General features: G+C 57.0%; 18 protein-coding genes. 4 read left to right on the top strand and 14 right to left on the bottom strand.

From position 1 onward, the window contains the following. Positions 1-335: 335 nt before the first annotated feature. The 14 genes from ACW73L_RS02705 to rfaH all read right to left on the bottom strand — a co-directional run bounded on the left by ACW73L_RS02705 (position 336) and on the right by rfaH (position 17642). Positions 336-1556 (bottom strand): glycosyltransferase family 4 protein, encoded by a 1221-nt coding sequence (locus ACW73L_RS02705; protein WP_498919808.1) that lies wholly within the window; start codon positions 1554-1556, stop codon positions 336-338. Beyond that, positions 1546-2292: a class I SAM-dependent methyltransferase gene (locus ACW73L_RS02700; RefSeq protein ID WP_498919806.1), complete on the bottom strand. Its 747-nt coding sequence runs from the start codon at positions 2290-2292 to the stop codon at positions 1546-1548. Before ACW73L_RS02700 ends, ACW73L_RS02705 begins: the two co-directional genes overlap by 11 nt. 193 nt (positions 2293-2485) lie before the next feature. Continuing rightward, positions 2486-3634 carry a glycosyltransferase family 4 protein gene (locus ACW73L_RS02695; protein WP_498919805.1) on the bottom strand — a complete coding sequence of 383 codons (1149 nt, stop codon included), beginning with the start codon at positions 3632-3634 and terminating at the stop codon, positions 2486-2488. Then, entirely contained in the window at positions 3631-4860 is a 1230-nt protein-coding gene (locus ACW73L_RS02690; protein ID WP_498919804.1) for a glycosyltransferase, read from the bottom strand. The genes ACW73L_RS02695 and ACW73L_RS02690 overlap by 4 nt, the downstream gene beginning before the upstream one ends. 233 nt (positions 4861-5093) lie before the next feature. Continuing rightward, a complete protein-coding gene (locus ACW73L_RS02685) occupies positions 5094-7100 on the bottom strand; it encodes an acyltransferase family protein (RefSeq protein WP_498919803.1) in 2007 nt (668 codons plus the stop codon). Continuing rightward, on the bottom strand, positions 7093-8979 hold the full coding sequence (gene asnB / locus ACW73L_RS02680) for an asparagine synthase (glutamine-hydrolyzing) (protein ID WP_498919802.1): 1887 nt from the start codon (positions 8977-8979) through the stop codon (positions 7093-7095). Before asnB ends, ACW73L_RS02685 begins: the two co-directional genes overlap by 8 nt. 5 nt (positions 8980-8984) lie before the next feature. After that, positions 8985-9989, bottom strand: a complete 1005-nt coding sequence (locus tag ACW73L_RS02675; RefSeq protein ID WP_498919801.1) for an FkbM family methyltransferase — start codon at positions 9987-9989, stop codon at positions 8985-8987. Beyond that, positions 9986-11056, bottom strand: a complete 1071-nt coding sequence (locus ACW73L_RS02670) for a glycosyltransferase (RefSeq protein WP_498919800.1) — start codon at positions 11054-11056, stop codon at positions 9986-9988. The genes ACW73L_RS02675 and ACW73L_RS02670 overlap by 4 nt, the downstream gene beginning before the upstream one ends. Then, positions 11040-11720, bottom strand: coding sequence for a class I SAM-dependent methyltransferase (locus ACW73L_RS02665; protein ID WP_498919799.1), 681 nt, complete (start codon positions 11718-11720; stop codon positions 11040-11042). Before ACW73L_RS02665 ends, ACW73L_RS02670 begins: the two co-directional genes overlap by 17 nt. A 35-nt stretch (positions 11721-11755) precedes the next feature. Next, positions 11756-13180, bottom strand: coding sequence for a lipopolysaccharide biosynthesis protein (locus tag ACW73L_RS02660; protein WP_498919842.1), 1425 nt, complete (start codon positions 13178-13180; stop codon positions 11756-11758). Positions 13181-13406: 226 nt separating this feature from the next. Next, positions 13407-14531 carry a GDP-mannose 4,6-dehydratase gene (locus tag ACW73L_RS02655; protein ID WP_498919798.1) on the bottom strand — a complete coding sequence of 375 codons (1125 nt, stop codon included), beginning with the start codon at positions 14529-14531 and terminating at the stop codon, positions 13407-13409. 268 nt (positions 14532-14799) lie between these two features. Beyond that, entirely contained in the window at positions 14800-16173 is a 1374-nt protein-coding gene (locus tag ACW73L_RS02650; RefSeq protein ID WP_498919797.1) for a nucleotide sugar dehydrogenase, read from the bottom strand. 167 nt (positions 16174-16340) lie between these two features. Then, the gene (locus tag ACW73L_RS02645; RefSeq protein WP_498919796.1) at positions 16341-16703 is read right to left on the bottom strand and encodes a MarR family EPS-associated transcriptional regulator; all 363 of its coding nucleotides are present in this window, start codon (positions 16701-16703) and stop codon (positions 16341-16343) included. 438 nt (positions 16704-17141) lie between these two features. Then, positions 17142-17642, bottom strand: a complete 501-nt coding sequence (gene rfaH, locus ACW73L_RS02640; protein ID WP_498919795.1) for a transcription/translation regulatory transformer protein RfaH — start codon at positions 17640-17642, stop codon at positions 17142-17144. 1319 nt (positions 17643-18961) lie between these two features. Here rfaH and ACW73L_RS02635 point away from each other — a divergent pair. The 4 genes from ACW73L_RS02635 to ACW73L_RS02620 all read left to right on the top strand — a co-directional run bounded on the left by ACW73L_RS02635 (position 18962) and on the right by ACW73L_RS02620 (position 23507). Then, positions 18962-20179: a polysaccharide biosynthesis/export family protein gene (locus ACW73L_RS02635; RefSeq protein WP_498919794.1), complete on the top strand. Its 1218-nt coding sequence runs from the start codon at positions 18962-18964 to the stop codon at positions 20177-20179. 200 nt (positions 20180-20379) lie between these two features. Then, positions 20380-22713: a polysaccharide biosynthesis tyrosine autokinase gene (locus tag ACW73L_RS02630; protein WP_498919793.1), complete on the top strand. Its 2334-nt coding sequence runs from the start codon at positions 20380-20382 to the stop codon at positions 22711-22713. 294 nt (positions 22714-23007) lie between these two features. Continuing rightward, positions 23008-23232 carry a BrnT family toxin gene (locus tag ACW73L_RS02625; protein WP_498919791.1) on the top strand — a complete coding sequence of 75 codons (225 nt, stop codon included), beginning with the start codon at positions 23008-23010 and terminating at the stop codon, positions 23230-23232. A gap of 35 nt (positions 23233-23267) precedes the next feature. After that, positions 23268-23507 carry a hypothetical protein gene (locus tag ACW73L_RS02620; RefSeq protein WP_139556652.1) on the top strand — a complete coding sequence of 80 codons (240 nt, stop codon included), beginning with the start codon at positions 23268-23270 and terminating at the stop codon, positions 23505-23507. Positions 23508-23669: the final 162 nt, after the last annotated feature.

The raw sequence follows: 23669 nt of genomic DNA, 5'->3' as shown, positions 1-23669 counted from the left end.
CGGCGATACGAGTTGGGCGTAGGCACATCCGCCCTCATGCACATTAAACAGAACAAACTCATCCTCATCCCGATAGACCCATTGAGCCATGGCACCTTGCTGGAAGTTCCATGCTTTCGTCACCCCAACGACGACCGGCGGAGTCGCAAAATCAGCGTTCACACATGCGATCTGCAGTTCTTCTCCGACCTTCGGTTGCCGCCCTCTGACCGTGGTGCTACCAAACAAGAGCTTACCGTCGTCGCGGTTCCAGGGACACTTGTCATAGTAGCCAAAAAAGCAGTCCTTACCTGCGGCCGTAACACGCTGTATCCTCACGTCCCGCGCTATTGTGCTCACGGCTTCTGCCCCAAAATCCAATTTTCGATCGCTGTCGCACCGCGCATAAACGACCATTCCTTGATCTTGACTCGTGCTGCCTCAGACATACGTTTGGCAACACCATCTTCATACAAGATGCGTAAGCAGGCTTCAGCAATCTCGTCGGTATTCCCGCACTCGACAATAAAACCATTATGATCATTGATCACGAGGTCCCCCGCGGTGCCAACGCGATCAGACACGACCGTTGGCAACCCGAAGTTCATGGCTTCGTTAATAACTTTTGGTGAAGGATCACTCTCAGATACGACGAGGAGCAGATTAGCAGCCCGGTAGCAGGTGGCGAGTTCGGATTGATTGCGGAAGCCAGCGAAACCCACCGTGAACAAATCGCGACGGCGACAATATTCCTCGAGGGCACCTCGCAACGGCCCGTCGCCCACGAACAAGGTGCTCGGCCGTTTTGACTTCGGGATTTTCTCAACTGCTTGAATGATATCCATCGGCCTTTTACGCTCATCCAACCTTCCGATAAACAGAAGAACAGGTAACGCTGGCTCGAGTTTCAACGCCAGACGACAACTTCGTTGATCAAGACCGCGCGCGGCGGCTTGAAAGAATTCATTATCTACGGCACATGCGGCAAACAGGAGAGACTCCCCCGATACCCCATAGTGCTCAAAGTACCGCCGGTTGCCAGCGCAGCTATACGCTACTCCGTTTACCATTTTCAAGAAGGCTCTTACCGCAACACTCTTGACCAAACGGCGAACCGCCGAGCGAGGCGCTTCGAGCGTCGCCTCTCCGCGAAATAATACACGTAACCCACGTAATCGTGCCAAAAGGACAGCCAACCAAGCAGAGAACGTCGAATAGCCCCACACCCAAACAACATCGAAGTTTTCTGGCGTGAGTAAGGAAACTAATTCCGGGTTGATTTGGGAGAAAAATCGGACACCCGCCCCGGGCCGCGCAGACACGTTCCTGAGAAACAGATAACGATACCCCTCAAGCAGGGGAACGTCCCATAGCAGTCGACCAAAACTAGGATCGTCAACACCAAGTCGCGTATCCCAACAAAATAGTACGGTGACGTCAATATTCGGTCGCTTAGCTAAGATTTGATAGTACTGAAAATGATATTGTATCGGGTGCGACTCCACCACAGCGACGCGTATCCTTTTCTCTTCAAGTGAAGAACACACCACCTTTGACGACACATCTTTACGACACACGGTCCTTCTCTCCCTTACACATAACGACCAACATATTCGGAGAAATTATTGTTCGTATGTTTTCATGAAAGAGGATCTGAATTAACCGTGACACGAGCCACTGTCCTGAAACAATGAAGAGCCTTCTGGCTAGACGGAAAGCGCCAAGACCAAATACCGGCAATGTCGGTGCCCGCACCTGCACAATACTTAGGTTGACGCGTAGAGCAAGTTGTCTAATTGCAGAGGATCCAAGAACAACCCTGTGTGTCAAGTCTCCATACTGAATTGCTCGGGCGAACGGGCTGTCTCCACTAGGAACTCGAAAGATTAGCCGTCCCCCGGGGCGCAGCCAGTCGTGAATTCGCTTCAAGGCCGCCTCAAGTTCGGGCAGAGGCATGTGCTCAAACACATCAAACGCAATTACTAAATCTTGCGACTCTTGAGGAATGAAACCATCTAGGTTTGCGGATATAAGCGCTACTGAAAAACCCCTTTGCTTTGCCGCATGGACAAGGCCTTCAATAGCCTCTAGGCCCCGATAGATAGCGCCTTCATCCTTCGCCCATCCAGCAAACGAACCTGTCCCGAAGCCAATTTCGAGGACCCTTAGTCCGGAAAGATTATCTATCTCACAGCACTTTAACTCTTTACGGAAATATAGTGCTTGCGTGCTATCATATTTGCCAAAGATAGAGCCATCCCAGCCTTTCCATTCCACATAATAATCATATTCCATCATTTCTGGTTTCGCCACACTCCAAGATCTTTACTTCCAACCTCTCGAAATGGCACACGCGGCCGCCTGAGTAGCTCTCGACGAACCCAACCGCTTAAATGTCGCAATTTGCTGGGCCATAGAATAATGTTCTGTGTCTTCACGCTCAGAAGCAAGCAACAGTCATAGCGAAGCAAATAAGGCGGTCAGCTTATCTCGCTGCAATTTGTTTTCAACGAGACACTGTCTCACGTATTTTTTCTGCGTACCGCTCTCCGTAGGCTTGCCACGACAACTCTTTGCGCTTCTCACCCAAGAGGTCCCGAAGAGTTCCAGGCGGAAAATGAGCCTGAGCCCACTCCAAACACCGCTCGATACCCTCGGCCAAAGCTTCGACATCGCCATGTGGCACTACAAAAATACCGTCTTGTAAATCTGTAACCTCGGCTAGATCCTCACCCCCCGTGCGATCTGTGCAAACCACTGGAAGCCCACAAGCCAGCGCTTGCACCTGCACCAGCGCGAGCCCCTCCTCGCGGGACGCCAGCACGAACGCGTGCGCCTTCGCATAGAACTCAGGGAGTTTCCATTGTGGCACAGCGTCATGATGTTCGAACCAGTCACCGGCCGGCAATGGCGCGTCGCCAAGAGGCCCCACATGTATGAGCCGTACCCGCCCCGCATTAATTTCGCCGACGGCACGCGCCAGGATTTCAGCCCCTTTCCTGTAACACCAAGTTCCTGCAAAAACCAAGACGGGCGGCTCAGCTCGCGGGACCACTGTGGGCCGGAACATCGTCAGGTCCACCCCGTAGGGATTTAAGAAAAGCTGCTCCGGCTTGTAACCCAGCTCGAGAAAACTCTTTTCGCAGTGCCGTGCGGGCACCACATGGAAATCTGCGATCTCGCAAGATGCCATATGGATGCGGACTGCGTGTTCGCTCACTGTCTCGGCTTGCGGAAACACCTTAGCTATTCCATCCAGAATCTCTTTCTGAGACAAGATATGGCGACTGCCCCGCTCTATGAATATCGTTGCGCCATATCGCTCTCGCGCTGATCTCGCGCTCTCGATGGCGATACCTGACATGCCGATGAAGACATCGCAGCGCTCTAGCCGAGAGGCGATCTGCCTATCAACAGACTGCATCAGCCGATCACCCGCAGCGCGCCGCAGGGCTTGAGTGCCGAAACGTTGCGCCAACACCAGGGGCCAGAAGCGCCAGAGAAGGCCTCGATGGCACCCTCTGGGCAACCCGAACCGTTCCGCGCGACGGCGCGGAACGATCGACCAAAAGCTCACTTCATACCCGAGACGATCCAACTCCCTGGCTAGATCAAGAACGTGAAATCGTCCCGTCGTCGCGATGCATACCTTCATGGGAAATATTCCGATTCGGCCGCTCGACGTAAACCCTCCTCGAGTTTCTCTGCGCAAGCTGACCAGCTAAAGAGGGCGGCGACGTTCTGTGGTGCTTGGTTGGTGCGGGGGGCTCCGCTTAGTTCGTCTAGGATAAGGGATAAACTAGACTCATCCCGGCAAGGTAGCAAAGTCCCATCGACCAGACGCGCAAGCCGCTTTGCCTCGTCGGATTCCCCACCAAACGCGATCACCGGTTTTCCGCACCCCAATAACTCAAAAAGTTTATGGTGAAAGCCTTTGTCATTTCGGATGTAGACATTCGCCTGAGCGGATCGACAGATCTCCGCCAACTCAGCCAACGGCAAGTAGGGATGAATGCGAACAGCGGCTCGCCCTTTCAGTCGGAGAAATTCTGCTTCTACCAAACGATTTGCTCCTCCCGCATACACGAGAGCCACGCCTACTTGACTGTCGTCAGCACGCTTTTCTAGCCAAACCATCAATGCTTGAACAAAACGGGACAGTGCTTCTTGGCTGTGGATGCTTCCTGTCAATGTAATAAGAAACTCGCTGTGTTTCGAACGGGTCGGATGCGTAGAGAAAAAGCAAGGCTCGACCCCGCTATAAATCACATCGACCGCAGGAGTAAACCAACGGCGCAGAACTTCCGCATTTAGCTCTGCATTCGCCGTAGCGCCCCGCATATTCCTAAACCGTTTCGCAATGATCGACCGCAGTGGCTTCCGCAGGAAAACCTCCCAAGAATCCTTCATGTCCGCAACCCAAGGGCAATCTGCCATCTCCGAGAGCCGCTGCGCGATTAACCAACAATCGGTATTGCCGAACAGCCCCCAGATCGCCTGGGGGCGAAACTCCCGAGAAAGGATTCCCAGATATGGCTCAGTCGCTTGACTGAAGTCCGTGAACATCCCCGAATGCTTGAGATAGCTCCAGGTCACCAACGCCTTTCGCAGCAAGGCCGGCGTCCGCGGTGATCGAATGCGTTCCAGCAAGACGCGTCGTTGAGGCCGGACCGCCAACAAAAGCGGCTCCCCCCAATCATGCGCCTGGAATTGTTTGGCAAACTGCTCGGGCGATGGAGCGGGCTCCGCGCCTTCGCGCCACTCGCAAATCTGCACTACCTGATGACCCCGATTCACCAGTTCCCGGGCAAAGAACCAGGAGCGCATACCGGAGACGTGCGGCGTTGCAGGGTGCATGTGGTTGACGAAGACAAGCTTCATCGGAGTGTCATTATTAGCCAACGCATGGCAGCGATCGATCTTAACAGGCTGTTGATTCTCTCGGGGCCGTGGATTCAACACGCTCGAAATCCATCCTTTCTCGGGCCTCGGCTACCGCAAACAGGGCGACTTTGGGCAAGCTTTAGACAAATTAAGCCTTTGCTCGCGATTTTTTTCGCCCACGTGGAGGCAGAAGCAGAGTACCAAGACCCTGGTTAAGCGTGGCGTCCGATTCATTGTTTAACCAACCATCGCAACAAAAGGTCGAAGTCGCTCTGAAGCACTGGCAAAGCCGAGGCAGCCAAGTGCCCTGTATCCCGATAGGCAATTACATCATTGAGAATCGGGGAGCAATTAGTCGGCCCGCACAACGAGGCTACCGGATCGTAAAGCCTAACGCTTGGTTTCCCATTAACGGCCGCTCGCATTATATTCATGATCCGCTGGCGACGGGCCTCAAACTCGGCGCGCGCTACACCGCACCTTTCAGCCGACTGGCGCCCTAAACAGAGTGGCACGCTAATCGGAAACTCGACCGACGGTGCAATCAACAGCGACTTGAATCCAAGCACTCGCGACTCGGTAAGCACCTTTGTCAAACCCTGAGAGAACGCATTTATGGCATCATCCGCCGAAAAGCGCAGCGCGCCTCCAATGGGTAGGGGATCCTGCATTAGCCAATCGGCCGACAGGATCACCGCATCGAAGCCTTTGGCGCGAAACTGTGGCAATTCCTCCGCTACGCGATCGTTAAAATCGGCGCAGTCCTTGTGAGGCATCCCGGACCGCACTGGGACCACACCCAAGATTGGGGGACAACCGCCGAATAATCGCTGAGTAAAACCTAATCCATGTTTGCGGCCCAAACGGTCTAGCAACGGCGAGTAGTGCTCTGCGAAAGAATCACCCCAGAGCAAGATCCTTTGGTTTTTTCCACCAAACTGGCATTTCTGGATTGGGGGTAAATTTCCTTTGAACGTGCCCAATAGAAAATCTGTGTCACAGTCCCGGGTGACCACTTCACGGTCACGCATTGCAGCCATTATCGCAGCACCAAGAGCCGATGACTGCGCCTTATACTTCGCCCAAGCCCCAAGTCCAGCTGCGCTGGCCAGAACCAAGATCAACAACCCCGATCCAGCAACCATAGACCCGCGGGTGGTGGCGAAAGGGCCCGCTCGCCCGCGCCGGACCGGATTTTCGACGAAACGATAGGTTAATGCCGCCAATCCTAGCGCGACGACGGCTAGAGCCAGATCCCGCCACAGATGATGCTCGCCGAACGTGTAGGCGCGGGCCAGTGCGAGCAGAGGCCAGTGCCACAAGTACCAGGAGTAAGACCAGAGACCGACGGTGACGATCACGGGGAGGCTCAGCAAGCGAAAGACGACTCCCTGCCCGCTATGTCCGCTGAAAATGACCAATGCCGTGCCGCAGACGGGGATCAAAGCAGCGCTCCCGGGGAAGGGCGTTGCACGCGTGAAGGCATACACCGACCAGCCGATCAGACCCAAGCCCATCACCCCCGCTGCGGGTGCTAGCTTGCGAAATCCAGTGCCGGAAGCGAATTGCGACGACGGAAAGAACGCTAGCGTACCGCCCAGCGCGAACTCCCAGGCGCGGATCGGCATCATATAAAAAGCTGTGGATGGCGACTGCGCGGTCACCCAGAGATTGCTGCCAAAGGAAACTGCCGCGATGAGCGCGAGCGCAAACACTAACGTCCGAGCCCCCTTCGCGATCTTGGGTATGAACCCACGCCACACCGCCACCAACAACAACGGCCAGACCCAATAGAACTGCTCCTCGACGGCAAGCGACCACATATTGAGCAAAGGTTTCAGGTCGGTAGGGCCATCGAAATAGCCGCTCTGCATCCAGAAAAAAAGATTGGAGGAAAAGAGCGAAGTCGCGATGGCCGACTTGGCGAGGTCCTGTTGCTCACCAAACGGCAATAACGCCCACAACCCCAGCGCGAGTGTCGCCAAACACACGACGGCGAGGGCCGGGAACAGCCGGCGGGCGCGCCTGGCATAAAAGGCGAGAAAGTCTATCCGCCCCGTACGCCCCAATTCGTCAGCCAGCAGGCGGGTGATCAAAAAACCTGAAATGACGAAAAAGACGTCGACCCCGACGAAACCGCCCCCAAATAAAGGGACGCCAGCGTGGAACGCCACCACAGGGATGATCGCGACGGCGCGCAGGCCGTCAATGTCCGGCCGGTAATTGCAATCAGCCATTGCGTCCCACAAAGTCCCGCTTCCACGCTTCCCCCATAAACGGCTGCCAGAGGATCCAGCTCAGGTTTCTCTCGCCTTGCTTCAGTCGGTGCAGCGCGCGATGCCACCACGGCGCATCCCAAAATGGACTCTCCGAGAAAGACTGCGAATGAAGCAGGTCTTCCGCCATGGCCAGGAGCGGGCCCTGAAACCAGGTCTCCTGTGGGGGCCTGAAACCCTGTTTGTTCCAACGGATGCGAATCGGCTCAGGCAGAAGCCCGACCATGCTCTCACGGAGTAGGTGCTTGGTCTGTGCCGCACCCATCAGATAGCCCGGCGGCAGCGATAGCGCCAACTCGGCCAGGCGGTGATCGCAGAAAGGTAGCCGCACCTCGCGAGAGTGGGCCATTGAGTTCCTATCGCCGTAGCGCAACAGCGTCGTCAGGTACATGCCGAATGAATCCTGATACAAGGCACTCGTCAGTGCATCAAAGCGTTCATCCTGCTGATATTGGTTCTCGACAGTGAGCCGGCCGGCCACGTCGGGCTTCATACCGTAAAGCATGTTCGTACCCAATCCGAAACGATGCGACAAGCAGCGGCGCACCGCGAAGGGCAGCCGGTCCCGTAAAGCACGCGTTGGGGGGGTCAATGCCAGCGGGTAGCGCTCGTGGATCAGAGGGAGTTCCATCTCCAAGCGTTGCCGAGCACCGCGAGCGCGGAGCGCTTCGACATAAAAGCGGAAGTACTGTTCATAACCGCCCAATAGCTCATCGGCACCCTGGCCATCCAGCAGTACCGTGACCCCGTGCTGCTTGGCTAGGCGAAACACACAGTACTGTGCATATTGGCTGGACGAGCCGACCGGCAATTCGTTGTGCCAGATAAAATCCGGCAATTCGGCAGCAAATCCTTCCGACGTGGGCTCTGTCAAATGGCTGAGCACACGGCTGTCCTGGACGACCAGCTCCGCGTAACGCCATTCGTCAGCGGCGGTGCCCGGAAAGCGGCCGGTGAACGTGTGGTAGTCGCCCTCCCGGTAGATTACTTTCCGTACCAGGCTGACGATGGCACTGGAATCGAGTCCACCGGACAAACATGACCCGACTGGTACATCGCTCCGCATCCGGATACGAACCGCATCGGTCAGCAGATCGCGGAACAGTGCAACGGCCTCGGGCTCTGACAAACTTGCGTAGTCCCCGCTGGGGCGTACGTCCCAATACCGCCAAATACGCGTTGCCAGGGTCCGGACATCGACGGTCATGGCCTCCGACGGCAAGAGCTGCTGGATGTCGTTGAAGACGGTTTGCCGCTCCGCGTCAATGCCCCGGCTGGCATTGTGCAGGCCGCGGAGCAGGCGGAACTCGTCGTATTCGGCAACTACTGTCGGCAATGCCAGCAGAGCCTTGTATTCCGAGGCAAAGGCGAAGAAGCCCTCCTTCGTCACAAACAAAAATGGCTTCTCGCCATAACGGTCGCGTGCACAAAACAGCCGCTGCTCGACCGTATCGTACAGCACCAGGGCAAACATGCCGTTGAAATGGTCAAGGCACGATTCGCCCCAGACCTTGTAAGCCTCCAGGATGACCTCCGTATCGGTACCTGAAAGGAAGATACAACCCATGCGCTGCAACTCGGCGCGCAGCTCCAGATAGTTGTAGATTTCGCCGTTGAACGTGATGACGAAACGGCCCGTTGCGTCTTGCATCGGCTGCGCGCCGCGTTCGCTCAAATCCAAAATCGAGAGACGGCGATGACCGAGGGTCACGTACCCGTCATCCGAACGCCAAATACCCTCGCCGTCCGGCCCCCGATGCGCCTGCAGGGTAAGCATCTCGCCGACTCGCTTGCCCCAGTGATCGGCGTGTGATCCGATGATTCCAGCGATTCCGCACATTGCAGTCAGTAGTCAGCGGCTGCGGAACGATCACTGGGCAACCCAGCTAGAATCGAACGCAACAGGGGCACGAGGGAACGTAGGCGTGATTTGATTTCGGTCATTGCTGCCTGCCGCCCCATCGACCGAGAGATTCGTCCCAATTCAACGATGCAGTCCCCCTTGATCTGCTGATTGAGCTTTTTCTCGATCTCCCTATTCTCGCGAAGCACGCCGACCGCGTGATCGAAAAAACCTAGGATGGCCGCGACAACCAACAGACGAACTTTCGCCTCCTCAGCCAATAGGGACTGGGGCTCACGTAGAAATACCAGATCGCACTGGGCTGCGATACCGCGGGAGTACGGTACGCTCCACTGTGCCGAGTAGGGGTGCGCGGGCAGCGGTCGCCGCCGCCAGGAGTGCACGCCCCGGATCTCGGCCAGGACGAAGCCGGATTCAAGCATGAAGGCGACCACTTCTTGCGCCAGAGGTTGTCCGACTCGCTGCTCCAAGAAAGAAACCTCTACCTTGGCGGCCGCGCAATGGGCCAGCGTTCGGGGCGCTGCCCGGAGAATATCGAGCTCCGCACCCTCGACATCGATCTTCAGGTAGTCTGCCTCCGGCAACCGGAAAGCTTCAACGGCACTATCCAATGTGCGGGTTTCAACCGGTAGTTGATGCATGGTATGGTGCAACGCCGCATGTCCGAATCGCGCCAGCATGTCACTGTTGTGTGGCAGCAGCGAAGCGCCTTCACCGCTGGCGGGGAGGTTCAGCGTCGCTTGCCCATCTCGGGAGCCGAGGGCGGTTGGCACATAGCGAGTGCTCTTCCACGGGCCTCTCGCGATATCGTTCAACCGCGCACATTCCTCGGGCTCCGGCTCGAACCCAATGGCCGCCGTAGCCCAAGCCGCCGGTCGCAAATCCTCATCCACTCCACCGCGGGCACCAACGTCCATCAGTGTCAACCCGAGCGCTTCGATCACCCGGCCAATGGGCGATTGTTGAAACAAATTGCGCGCCGTCATGCTTCCTCCGGCCCCTTCTTCGACACTGCGGACAACACTGCTCGGTAATGCCAGCGATCGTTGCGAGATTCAATCCACGGAAAAACCGTCTTGAGGTAGATCTTCAACGCCGCAAACCACAAGCCTGCAGCAAAGCCCAACCATGCTCGCGCTGAATACGCCCACTCGCCGGTGTAATAGCTGGCGCGTATTTGGTAATCCAGCAAGCGCCGAGCCGCATTGATTCGCGCCTTTCCCAACACTGCCCGATCCTGGTCTTGCGTCCCGGTCGAATAGAGATCGCTCAGCATTTGGACAAATGCTTTTTCACCCTCACGCATCTGCCACGCGGCCCTGGAGCGATGGCGCACTCGCCAGGTGTCGAAATCCGAGGGATGATAAGCCTGACTGATGTTGTTCTCATGCACCCGGTACAAAACCAGCGGCTCGTCGATGAAGCGCCATTCCCCCGACAACGTAGAGCGTAGGTTCATCGGCCCGTCTTCCAATATCAGGTTCGGCGCTAGCGGACCGAAACGCTCGAAGCACTCGCGGGTCACGCACATTGAAGTTGCACCGGGCCCGCCAAAGCGCCGGTAAGTCGAATCCGGGACATTCGAGAAATCTTCCTTTGCACTGATCACACGTCCCGTCCGTCGACCTTGCGGATCCATCATCTCATAGGCAGACGCAATCGCGGCTGCCCGACGGCCCGAAGCGACCCACTCCGCTACGATCCGCTCGACTCGATGCGGCAAAGAAATGTCGTCGCCGTTAGCGAGAACAATCAACTCTCCAGACCCCTTCTGCCAGGCTGCATTGATCTGACTGCCGATCCCGATGTTTCCCGTATTCCTGTTGAGAATAATCTTATGGGGACCGGAATACGCTGCGGCCATTCGTTCCATGATTTCGAATGTTCCATCGGTCGAACCATCATCAGAAAGTACGAGCTCTAACGGTGAATAGGCTTGTGCGAAGGCCGATTGGATGGCCTCCCCGATATACCGCTCCTCATTGAATGCGTAAAGAACTAAGGTCACAACCGGCCCCGGAGCGCCCCGCTCACCGTTATTGCACGGGTTCAAGCACCCCTCCATTTCGCTGAAATTGGTACATGATCTGCATCCGGCGGCGCAATTTGCGTCTACCAAAAATCGGACGTAGTATATTTTTTATGTAAATATGAACCCACAAGCCCTTCCATCCATATTGGCTCCAACCTTTAGACGCGAATATCGTGGTTTTCTGACGACCGAAGCTGGTGAAGTATTTCTTGTCGTATGTATTTACGTGCTCTTCGATACGGGGTTCTTCACGATAAGGCACGACAATTATGAGGCGCTTGCACCGCTCGTAAAGAACACGGGCAACTTCCAGATCATTGGTTAGGTGCTCTAGGACGTTCGACGCAATTATCACGTCGACTTCTGGCACAGACCAATGATCTCCGCATCGAAATTCTGCAATTTCCCCATAGACTTGCTGGCATTTATTAACTGCTGATGGAGATATATCAATCCCGATCAAGCTGGCCTTCGGCATTGCGCGGCGATAAACAGGGAATGCGTCACCCAGCCCACAACCGAAGTCGAGGAAAGTCCCCGAAAATGACTCGCTTAATTTGAGGTGTCTCAACTGCGCTTCGGCGAAATGCTTCGTCTGTTCCCGCCCGCCTACTAGCTCCCAGTCGCCAGATGCGAATCGATTATCCCAATAGTGACGCGTGTTAATATTTCTTTGCGCCTTCATTATTGAATGATTTAACGTTGTTCAAATGACGAGTATTATCGAATTGCCCCGATGGGTACACCTGGCTTTCTGGACAGCATTCTAAGAACCTCGACGACCGCTGGGAGTCTCATTCCCCACACTAATCCGCTATAGATAAAGATCCCAAACGCTATTTGAATCAATAGCAACTTCGCACTACCTTGCTGTTCCCACGCAGGCCATGGCAAAATCCAGAAAAACATGACCAAGCTAGCGAATGCGTAGGGAGTCAGATCACCTAACTGCGCCAAAATTGAATACCTAACCACCCTGCCCGTATAATAGGCAGAAATAAAACTGCCAATTGCCATCGTAAACACCTGACTCCACGCTAGGGCGATCATGCTTATCTGTGAAGCATAGACCGCGGAAGCGACACCAATAACCTTCTTAGAGGTCTCAATCCAGAAATACTGCTTTGAGTGCCCCCCAGCCACTAAAGCGCTCGCGTTCAACCGATTAAGTGGGTAAAAAACACCACTGAGACATAACACCTGAAAATAGGGTGTACTGCCGTGCCACTGTGGACCAAATGCCAGATCTATCAAAGGTTCCGATATCGCGATGAGACCTATCATGGCGGGCACATTGAAAAACATCACGAGCCCTAAAGCCTTGCGAAGCCCGCGTTTGAATAGTGTCGGATCATGATTCGCCGCTGAAAACAAGGGGAACGCAACGCGGTTGAGTGTCTCAGTCAATAGTGATGTGGGGAGTTGCTGAGTACTCTCGGCACGAGAGTATAAACCCAGATCCGGAACTGAATAGAGCTTGCCTATCAATAGCGTATTAAGTCGCCCATAAAGGATGTCAAGTAGATTAGTAGAAAGAATATAGCCACCGAATCCAAACATTGACCGCAGTACAGAAAAATCAAAAATCAGTTTCGGGCGCCAAGGCTGTGACATCCAAAGGAGGTAGGTGGTCAGACAATTCCCTATTAGGGTTTGTGCGACAAGACTCCAGACACCATAGCCTGCGGCTGCTAGATAGATCGCAGCCCCACCCGAAGCACTTATTGAGACGGCTTGTATAACCGTTTGCTTTTTGAAGTCCAGTCGCTTGCTGAGGAGAACATTGGGTATGCTGCTAAAAGCACCCACAATCAAGGTTCCAGCCATTACATAGGTAATCAGCCGCAGATCAGGAACGTGGTAGAAATTCGCTAGAGCGGGGGCCGCGGCACAAAGAATGGCGGCGACAATTACACTGGAAAGTAGTCCGAAATAAAAGGCAGTGCACAACTCCCGATCAGTAACCGCTTGCTTCTGTACCAGTGCGCAGGTGAACCCGCTGTCCACAAACACGCCGGCCACCCCTATGAAAACAGATAGCAAGGCAATGGTACCGAACTCGGCAGGCGACAACAGCCTGGCGAGGAACATGACGACAAGAAATTGAGAGACCGACCGAAAAACAGTGCCTAATGAACTCCAGATGGTCGCTGAGATCGCTCGATTCCTCAGCGGTCTGGTGGTTTGAAGATCCAGTTCGGAATCACCTTTGTTCAGGGAGTCACCTGCTTATGCCCTGAGCCCGATGCAGTGAGCCTGTTACCGCAAGGTGACTTGGCAACGCGAAACCAAAGTGACGGCGGCGCGCGCAGAGCGCGTGCAGCGTGATCCCTATACGGCGATCTGAGGTCTGCTGAGGTGTGAGACACTATTAGACATCTCGCAAATCAGCGCGGTGGGACATGTCGTACTGAACCATCGAGCGCACTACATCCGACATCCTTCTGGCCGCGCGCCAACCCAGGACACGCTCAGCCCGTAAGGGATTCGCTGCACCGTAACTGAGATCCGTGGGCCGATATAGCGAGGGATCGGTGGTGGTGTGCCTTTCCCAATCGAGGCCGACTGCGGCAAACGCCGTTGCCACGAAATCTCGCAATGTGTGGGTTTCACCGGTCGCTATGACGTAATCCCGAGGTTCCGCTTGTTGAAGCATGAGCCACATGGCACGAACGTAATCCGGCGCCCAGCCCCAGTCGCGCGACACGTCGAGATTACCCAGCGTTAGCTTTTCGTCCGCTCCTGAGGCAATGCGGCAAGCCGCGGCGACGATTTTGCGTGTAACGAATCGTTCCGGTCGCAGTGGCGATTCATGATTGAACAGAATCCCGGAACAGGCAAACAAACCATAGGCTTCTCGGTAATTGGCGGACTCCCAGAAGGCTGCGGCCTTCGCTGCCGCGTAGGGACTGCGCGGTCGGAAAGGAGTGTCCTCGTCTGCCGGCACTTGCCCGGTATCGCCAAAGCATTCGCCTGAGCCTGCATTGTAGAGACGAATTGGGCGCCCGAGGAACCGGATTGCTTCTAGCAGATTCAACGTACCCAGGGCGATGCTTTCCAGCGTTTCCACCGGCTGTTCGAAGGACAGGCCGACGGAACTCTGACCAGCAAGGTTGTAGACCTCATCCGGATTTGCCCGAGTCAACGCTTGTAACACACTGCGAAAGTCGGTCATCACCATCGAGAGTGTCTCGATGCGATCGCGAATGCCAAGGCGAACCAGATTGCCGAAAGACGCCACTTGTGCGTCGCGTGATGTCCCGATCACGCGGTAGCCCTGACTCAGTAACCACTCCGCCAGATAGGCGCCATCCTGGCCGGAAACGCCGCAGATCAACGCGGCCTTCATCTCGTCTTTACGTTCGGTAGTCAACACGCTTTGTTTGCCGCCGTGGGTGGTCATACCTGTCGAAATTGCGCTGGAGGAAGAAGAACTCACGAAGTTTGGGAGGATAGCCGCCGGCGCTTCGCTCGTCCGGCTGCCATAGTTGGTCATCGCCGCCGAGACCCTCTTGCCGTGATGAACCCCCACAGTGTGCATCCTTCGTGGGAACCCAGCCCTCTCGGTCAATCAGCAATCACCCAGGGCATCGGTTGGTTCGCCCGGAGGGCCGGGCTCCTCCAGAGAATGCTGAAACACCACCTCCAGCGCATCAGCGTCGCACCTACGGTCGGGGTCGTTAGGAGTACATTGAATTGCCCCTTACGTCCCAGACCACAGAGATTCGGTTTCTCGCAGTTCTGGTCATGCTTCGACGCGAAGCTTAGAGGCGCCCGTCAACCTGGTCAGCCGGAAACAGGTGCTTGACGTCGTACAGCACCGCACCATTGTGACCGAAGCGGCGTATCGCCGGTACGCCTAGTTCCTTGAACTGTTCATGCGCCACCGCCAAGATGATGGCGTCGTAACGGCCCGCGTCGGGCTGCTTCAACACCGCCAGGCCGTACTCCTGCTTCGCTTCTTCGGTATTTATCCATGGATCGTACACTTCCACACAGGCGCCATAGCTCTGGAGCTCCTGCACGATGTCGACCACGCGAGTGTTGCGCAGGTCTGGGCAGTTCTCCTTGAAGGTCAACCCCAGTATCAGGATACGCGCGCCGCTGATGGCGATGTGGCGCCTGGCCATCAGCTTGGCGACCTCATCCGCGACATAGTCACCCATGTGATCGTTGATCCGGCGACCGGCCAGGATCATCTCGGTGTGAAAGCCGATTTCCTGGGCTTTGTGGGTCAGATAGTAAGGATCCACACCGATACAGTGACCACCCACCAAGCCAGGCTTGAACGGCAGAAAGTTCCATTTGCTGCCGGCGGCCGCAAGCACCTCGCTGGTGTCGAGACCCAACCGGTTGAACAGCATCGCCAGTTCGTTGACCAGTGCGATGTTGACGTCGCGCTGCGTGTTCTCGATGACCTTGGCGGCTTCGGCGACGCGGATACTGCTCGCCCGGTGCGTTCCGGCCGTGATGATGCTGCGGTACAGCGCATCGACAAATTCAGCGGCTTCGGGCGTGGAGCCTGACGTCACTTTCGTGATCGTCGTCAGGCGATTGATCTTGTCACCCGGGTTGATGCGCTCAGGGCTGAAGCCGACGTAGAACACGCCTTGCCGCAGGGATGAAGCCCGGCCAGTGGCGGTTTGATCCGGCGATTTGGTTCGCCCTGGGAACTGGGCTGCTGCGGCACCGGCATGATCGATAGTGGTCGCGTAAGTCAGGCCGGACAGGCGCTCCAATATCGGCACGCAGACCTCTTCGGTCGCCCCCGGATAGACCGTGGACTCGTAGATGACCAGGTCATTGGGCTTCAGCAGCTTTCCGAGTGTCGCGCTGGCCTTCTCCAAAGGTGAAAGATCGGGCCGCTTGTAGCGATCGATGGGCGTCGGCACCGTGACGATGTAAACAGTGCAAGTCGCAATATCGTTCGGGTCGGTGGTGTAGCTGAGGTGTTCGGCGGACGCCAGTTCCTCCGCGGTGGTCTCCAGCGTGCTGTCACGACCCTCGCGCAGTTCGTTGACCCGTGCTTGCTTCAGATCGAAGCCGACCGTAGGAAAGCGCTTGCCGAATTCGACGGCAAGGGGCAAACCGACATAGCCGAGCCCGACGACGGCGATGCGTACTTCATGTAGATTCATGGCGTTATGTCACGATCACTTGCAAATTCAAGAAGAGAGTGCAGCTCCGAAAGGCGCGCAGCGCCACTGGCGTCAACGATATCGACGAAGCCCCCCCCAACACTATCACCGGCATAGATCAAGGTACCAGGACCATAAGGTGAGGGTAAGCGGTCACGCGGCGGACATCATCTCTCGCCAGTTTTGCGCGGAATCGCGGCACCATCGTCGCCAGCCAACTCTCGGCGCAAGCCAGCCAATTCCTCGCGCAGCGCGACATATTCGGCTTCCTTGCGCGCGAGATAGGCGCGAGTCAGCCGCAGGCGTGTATCGATACCATTCGGCGTCAGCACGTATAGGTAAGCCAACTTGTTGTCGCTGCGACGGAAGTTTTCGGCCTTGATCAGCCCTTTATCGAGTAGCGCCTTGATCAGATAGTTGCTCTTCCCGAGACTGACGGACAGCATTTCGGCCAGTTCGCGCTGGCTGATCCCGGGTCGCTCCGCGAGGATCTTCAGAACTTGCAGATGGGCTTGTTCCCGCGGCGTCATCCGCGCACCCTACATTCAGATTCCTGGAAGCGTGCCTTATCGATAGAGCACTTCAGCTCATGGCTTCCCGCTAATACGCGCAACTCGTGTTTGATCTCATCTGTTGTGGACGCTTTGGTCATGGCCGGTTTCGCTTGCCCTTGCCCCGTCGAGCGTGCTCACGCGGCAGGATCGCATCAACGTTAGGCGTGGCGCGCATTCCACTCATGGGCAACGCTTCGGTCGTCCACCGGAGCGGCGACTGAAGACCAGTGACTCCTTTGGATGGAGCACACCGCGGATGGTCGCTTTGGGCACGCTACCGCCATCCGGTGTCAGGATAAAGCCTGTCACCGGTGCTTGGGCGATCATGGGGGCCCACCCCTTTCGCTCTTCAGAGCGCCCTGGGCGGCGGCCGCGAATCGTTACCGAAAAAGCGACGCGGGGCCTACCCTTCGCTCAGGCGACGTCGCGCATCAAGCTCGCCAGTGGCACTGTCAACTGTGCCGGCCTTTGCAGTAATTCGATGAGCACCCGGGCGCGGGCATCTCCGTCGTCCATCTGATACACGGCCGAGAGGCCAGCATAGGGTCCTTCGTTGATCCGGACACGATCACCGAGCTGGTGCAGAGGCTCTGCCCGCGCTCCTGAAGTCTGCTCATACCGACGCAACTGGTCGATCAAGGCGTCCGCAATACAAGCAGGCTCACGGCCGAAGCAGACCAAACAACTGACACCCAGCGTGGAGCGAATCGGCCCCCAATTGGAACCGTCCAGCCCGGAGCTCAGGCGGATGAACAGGTACCGTCTGAACAGTGGCTCGGTGATCGTACTGCGACGCCCCCGCCTGAGGGACTCGGCGGTGCACATTGGCAGATAACACACGTAGCCCTGACGTTCGAGTTGCGTTAGCGCGAGCGCTTCCTGGCGCGGCTTGCTGTAGACCACATGCCAGCGCATCGGGCCAACAGCGCCCAAAGGTTCCGGCACGGTAATCGAGACTGAAGTCTCTGTGTTCGCAGCAGCCGCTGTCATGACAAATGCATTTTGGGAGGACCGTTCATTTGTTGAACGGAAGGATAACGCGACAGGGAGAACGTGGCAAGTTACGCTTCGGAACTGGGACTATCGGAAGCGCAGCGCCGTTGCCACAATGACATCTTGATGCGAGCATGGAGCCGTGCGAACCGCATGCTGCAGAGAAAGAAAACGCATGTCAATAATCAGCGCCGGGGAGCACTCCTTGGCCATCGGAAAAGAATCGCCTCGGCGTAAAAAGACCGCTCGCTCGCGCTGAATGCGAGCTACCACGCGGGAATAGTGAAGTACCAGAGGGCTTTATGCGAACGCCTTTGCCGTCTGGCTCCAGCCGTATGTTTTATTTCAGTGTGACTGTCACGCACGAACGAGTAAACGTATCGGGATCGATTCCGGAAGTTACAGAGTTTCGTAATTTCGCCACTTTAAGGAAATACCTTAGTTGACTCTAGGGTATAACCCTCAGCGCCGCTTTTGATGCCGTCCAAAAGCTTCGGTGGAGTGCCGACGATGGCGCTACCCCCGTGCATCACTCGGCTTGGCTCTGGATTCCCGCTTCGGCGGGAATGACAACTGCGGGGTTCGCTGGAAGGACGTGCGACGGTGCATGCGGAGCGCGTGGGGGCTGGCAGTGGTTTCCTGGGTTCGTCGGAAGGATGGAGCGCACTCTCTCTTGGATGAAGGCGAGGCTCAGGTGCTGTGGATTCCCGCTTGCGCGGGAATGACGAGTCATACTGTCCTGGGTTGACGAGCAGCGTTTCTACGGGCATACGCTCGCATGACGATGCGAGCACGCAGCGCGATTACGCAGGCGCAAGTGCGTTACCCGAAAAATCCATACCGCTGAAGGCTAGACCGCCACCAAGCTTGCTGCTAATGTTCGCAACTATGACACCGATGCACCTGAATCAGGCATCGGATTGGCGCCGCGAGGCGCAGACCAGCATCGTTTGGTCAAGGAATGCAGAAGGCATTGATGCTTGCCCCGAACCGCATTTTCTACCTCGAATTGTGATCCCGCGCCAGCCCTCAGGGGATTTCCCATGGGTTTTCTTGGCGCTGCATCGTTGCCTGGAAACTTACGCCCATCCGAAATTAGGCCGTATTGCCGTCCGCCTTCGGCATTGCCCTATAAGCGAGACATTACCGCGTCCTATACGACAACATCGTGGGCGCGGGGTGTGAGCGAATAAAGACTACCTGACCCGTTTCTGCAATCTTACGTTGCGAGGAGTTAGCCCGTGGTTTACAAGCTTTCACTGAGTGCCCGGGTAGGGATTTTGCTGTGCCCAACGCTGCTGACCGGGTGCGTGATCGCTCCGGGCCTGAATCTTGACGCGGGACGGGGCTGGTTCGAATCGGAGGATCAGGCCAAGGAGGAAGAGACTTATACCCTGGTACCGGTCACCACCGATCTGGTCACACGGCTGCAGACTGAACGGACACAGGCCGTGGCACGGGACGCGAAGCGGGAAATCCCCGCGGATTGGATCATCGATCCAGCATCGCTGGTATATCGGCTCGGCCCAGGGGATCAGTTGGAGGTCGCGGTGTGGGACCACCCTGAACTCAGCATGACGCAGGCGCCGACGGCGGCTAGCCCGTCGGCGACCGACGCCGCGCCGACTCAGGTAGGCAGCGGCTTGGCCGCCCTGACGGTCAGCGCCAGCGGGACGATCTTCTTCCCTTTTGCCGGCACGACCAAGGTGGCCGGCAGGACTGTCGATGAAGTCCGCGAGATACTCACTCAAGCCCTGGCACGCTACATCGCCGTGCCGCAGGTCGATGTGCGCGTGACGAATTTCCGCAGCAAGAAGGTGCTGGTCACGGGTGAAGTCATGAAACCGACCGGTGTCCCGATTTCGGACGTGCCGCTGCGCTTGCTCGATGCGGTCCAGGCGGCGGGGGATGTACGCCCCACTGCGGCGATGGACCGCGTAAAGGTGATCCGGAAGAACAAGTCGCTGACACTTAGCCTGATCCATATCTATGACTTCGGCCGGTACGACGAGAACATCGTGCTGCTGCCCGGCGACATCGTCGAGGTGGAAAATGCGGACAGCGAGCATGTCTATGTGATGGGCGAAACGACGCGCCAAGGGCTTCGACCGTTCGAGCGCGGGGGATTGACACTTTCGGCGGCGCTGATGGGCAGCGCACCCAGCCCCATTGCGGGAGCCGGTGGTGGTGGCGGCAGCAGCGGCGGCGGCGGCGGTCTGATCATGGCCACGGCCGATGCTTCGCAGATCATCGTATTGCGTCAAGGCCAGACGAAGCCCATTGTCTACTTGCTGGACGGCAATCGGCCCGACAAACTCGAACTGGCTAGCCGCTTCCCGCTCCGACACAAGGACGTGGTCTATGTGGCGACGGCGAATATCCACAAGTTCGGCAAAGTCGTTCAGGCCTTCCAGCCGTTCATTCAATGGGGTACCGTGGGCGCCGCCGTTGCCAAATGACGCCGAATCCGAGTTCGGTTGAAAGCGACTGCAAAACCTGAGCTGGGTCAGCCATGGCTGACCCAGCATGTTCTTCCGCGTAGGCCTGCGCAAGAACGATCGTAACCACGCCTTTCGCGGTCGATAGCCTTAGGTAAAGCGGTCTTGATAAACCGCGTGTCGCCACACGGAATGTCCGAAACCATCCCCCGCCCCGCACCATGAAAGAAAGCGAAGACAAATCCGCCGGCCTCAGCGGCTCGGCGCCTGCGCGCACGGAACACCTGATCGAAGACGAAGGCGACGGCCTCGACCTGTTGCGCTGGTGGGCGATCATCTCCGAAAGCAAATGGCTGATTGCGGGCGTGACCGGTCTTATGGCGTTGGCTGGACAGGCCTATCTCTACAAGGCCGTGCCGATTTACGCCGCGGATGCCTTGGTGTTGATCGAGGACGAGAAGAAGTCCCTGCCGGGGTTGGAGGCGATGATGTCGCTGTCACAGGAGGAAGCTTCGACTTCGGCCGAGATGGAAGTCATCAAGTCGCGCATGGTGCTGGGCCGCGTGGTCGACCACCTGCAGCTGGACGTCGTCGCCCGACCCCGCTTTTTCCCGGTTATCGGCAGCGCTATCGCGCGCCACTATCAGCCGGAATCTCCCGAGTCCATCGCCGAGCCTTGGTTTGGGCTGGAACAGTATGCTTGGGGGGGCGAGCGGATCAAACTCTCCAGCCTGGATGTGCCCAACACCCTGCTCGGTGCGTCGTTCATTCTGAGCGCGGGCGAAGGGGGGGCGTTCCAGGTATTCGGGGCGGGCGAGAAGCCGTTGCTTGAGGGACGCGTCGGGGAGAAGGTACGCGCGTCGATGGGTGATGGCGAGGCGCTGCAGCTCTTCGTCTCGGAACTGCGCGCCCGCCCGGGCACCGAGTTCGAAATCACGCGTCTGTCACCCTTGGGTGCGATTCAGGCGCTACAAAGCAGACTGGTCGTGAAGGAACGTGGCCGACAATCGCAGGTCATTGAATTGACGCTGAGCGATCCCGACCCGGTCGCGGTGGTCGATATCTTGAATGAGGTCGACCGTGTCTATTTGCGGCAGAACGTCGAGCGCCGGTCCGAGGAAGCGCAGAAGCAGCTGAGTTTCATCGAGAAGCAGCTACCCGACATGAAGGCCCAACTCGAAACGGCGGAGCAGAACTACAACAGCTATCGCCGCAAATCGGGCTCGGTGGATCTGCAGTTGGAAACGCAGACCTTGTTGAATCAGATCGTGTCGATCGAATCCGAATTGCGGATGCTTGATCTGCGGCGCGGAGAACTCACCCAGCGCTTTACGCCGGCTCATCCCCAGGTGATCGCACTGGATGCACAGATTGCCGAGACGCGCGCCCGCCTGGATGACCTAAACAAGCGAACAACCAAACTGCCGCAGACGCAGCAGGATGTGCTGAATTACTCCCGTGACGTGCAGGTCAGCACGGAACTGTACACCTCGCTATTGAACAGCGCGCAGGGACTGCGTGTGGCCAAGGCTGGCACCATCGGCACGGTGCGCATCCTGGACCATGCGATGCACCCTTCCGCGCTGGTCTCGCCGAATGCGGGAAGAATCCGAATGCTGTCTTTACTGGGCGGGCTCGCCGCCGGCATCGGTTTGGCGTTCCTGTTGCGCACCTTCCGCCGCGGTGTCGAGGACCCGGACGAGATCGAGAGCAGTTTGAGTCTGCCGGTCTACGCGACCGTGCCCCATTGCGTGGAGCAGGAAAAGCTCGACAAGCAAATTCGGAAGGCCTCACGTCGCAAGACCGAACCCGCGCCCCTCATCAGCCGGGTGGTCGCCGATGTCGAGCGCGATGCCCTGGCCGTGGAAAGCCTGCGCAGCCTGCGGACTACGCTGCACTTCGCCATGATCGATGCGCGGGAGAATTCGGTCCTCTTGACCGGCCCGACCCCGGGGGTCGGCAAGTCGTTCATCAGTGTCAACCTAGCCGCTGTTCTGGCGCAATCGGGCAAGCGGGTGGTGCTGGTCGACGCGGACATGCGCAAAGGACACTTGAACCGCTTCTTTGGTTTGCCGCGTGACAATGGCTTGTCGGAATACATTAGCGCGGGCTCGATGCTGGACCAGGTGATACACGAGACCTCCGTCGCAGGATTGCATTTGGTGCCTACCGGCGTGATGCCGCCGAACCCGTCGGAATTGTTGATGCATGACCATTTTGGGGAGCTGCTGCAGGAGTTGCAGAACCGTTATGACATCGTGTTGATCGACTCGCCACCGGTGCTGGCCGCCACGGATTCGATGATCATCGGCCAGCAGGCCGGCGCCACGCTGCTGGTGGCACGTGCGGGCGCTCACCCGATGCGTCAGTTGCGCGACACGGTCAAGCGCCTGGAGAACGCGGGAGTCAACCTGCGGGGCTTCGTGTTCAATGGCATGCCGATCGCCACGCGTGGTTATGGGTATGGCTACGGTTATGGATACGGGTACGGCTATGGATACGGATATCGGAAGTACGATTACAGCTATACGTATAAGGATAAGAAGAAAGGCTGACCGATACGCGGGTGTGTGACGCACGGGGCTTGAAGCGCGATAGCGCATGGGTGCGCACGGAATTGTTTTTGTAGGGGGGGCAATTCATGAATTGCCCCTACATGAACCGGGCACGTGGATCGTCTGGTCGTGCGGTTGTTCGTGCGCATGGCGCACGTGATTGAAGTTTGACCTGCGCGTTGACCGGTGGGGTGTCGGGCTCAAGCCAGACGGGCCTTCTCGGGCAATAGGGACAGAGACACCATGATCGGTGAAACTAACCTCAGACCAGGGACGAATACGCGAAGGTGATACGTGGAATTCCAATGGGACGACCGAAAAGCCGAGAGCAACCTGAAAAAGCATGGTGTGTCTTTTCGCGAGGCCGCGTCGGTCTTTGGTGATCCATTGGCGCTTACCTTTGATGATCCCGATCATTCCATTGGCGAGCACAGGATGCTGACATTCGGCACCACAAGAACCGGTAAATTGGTTATTGTCTCCCCCTACCGAACGAGATGGATCCATGCGGATCGTTAGCGCTCGACTCATGCAGAAACGCGAGAGAGAGATTTATGAAAAAGGCTAAGGATCAAGATGAAATGAGGCCCGATTATAAAAGAGCGGACCTGGGTGCCGGGGTTCGTGGCAAATATTATGAGGCCTATAACGAAGGCCACAACCTGGTTCTTCTGAGACCTGAAGTAGCGAAGGCGTTTCCGTCAGAGGAAGCGGTCAATGAAGCACTCCTGTCATTGATCAGGATCGCCGAAGCATCCACTGGCCTGACAAAAGACACAAACAGAAGCTCATAGAGGCGGGTGAAATCCGCGGATGCGCCTGACGGCTTATCCGCCCTACGGTTGGCCTAAAGGAACTAAGGTTTTTCGTTCGCGCGGCGCACGGTTGACCGGCGGGGTGTCGGGCTGAAGCCCGACCTACGGCTCAACCTACGGGCTGACCTACGAATCTCAAGG

The sequence above is a fragment of the Methylolobus aquaticus genome (genome assembly GCF_054172105.1).
Note: the sequence above shows the minus strand (reverse complement) of the source record. Positions and strands in the feature narration are given on the sequence as shown.

What these genes read in the sequence shown, in the direction of transcription:
- ACW73L_RS02685 (WP_498919803.1), bottom strand. Translation starts at nt 7,100, where the DNA reads ATGGCTGATTGCAATTACCGGCCGGACATTGACGGCCTGCGCGCCGTC.
- ACW73L_RS02645 (WP_498919796.1), bottom strand. Translation starts at nt 16,703, where the DNA reads ATGACGCCGCGGGAACAAGCCCATCTGCAAGTTCTGAAGATCCTCGCG.
- ACW73L_RS02675 (WP_498919801.1), bottom strand. Translation starts at nt 9,989, where the DNA reads ATGACGGCGCGCAATTTGTTTCAACAATCGCCCATTGGCCGGGTGATC.
- ACW73L_RS02620 (WP_139556652.1), top strand. Translation starts at nt 23,268, where the DNA reads ATGAAAAAGGCTAAGGATCAAGATGAAATGAGGCCCGATTATAAAAGA.
- ACW73L_RS02630 (WP_498919793.1), top strand. Translation starts at nt 20,380, where the DNA reads ATGAAAGAAAGCGAAGACAAATCCGCCGGCCTCAGCGGCTCGGCGCCT.
- ACW73L_RS02695 (WP_498919805.1), bottom strand. Translation starts at nt 3,634, where the DNA reads ATGAAGGTATGCATCGCGACGACGGGACGATTTCACGTTCTTGATCTA.
- asnB (WP_498919802.1), bottom strand. Translation starts at nt 8,979, where the DNA reads ATGTGCGGAATCGCTGGAATCATCGGATCACACGCCGATCACTGGGGC.
- ACW73L_RS02650 (WP_498919797.1), bottom strand. Translation starts at nt 16,173, where the DNA reads ATGAATCTACATGAAGTACGCATCGCCGTCGTCGGGCTCGGCTATGTC.
- rfaH (WP_498919795.1), bottom strand. Translation starts at nt 17,642, where the DNA reads ATGCGCTGGCATGTGGTCTACAGCAAGCCGCGCCAGGAAGCGCTCGCG.
- ACW73L_RS02690 (WP_498919804.1), bottom strand. Translation starts at nt 4,860, where the DNA reads ATGAAGCTTGTCTTCGTCAACCACATGCACCCTGCAACGCCGCACGTC.
- ACW73L_RS02655 (WP_498919798.1), bottom strand. Translation starts at nt 14,531, where the DNA reads ATGACCAACTATGGCAGCCGGACGAGCGAAGCGCCGGCGGCTATCCTC.
- ACW73L_RS02665 (WP_498919799.1), bottom strand. Translation starts at nt 11,720, where the DNA reads ATGAAGGCGCAAAGAAATATTAACACGCGTCACTATTGGGATAATCGA.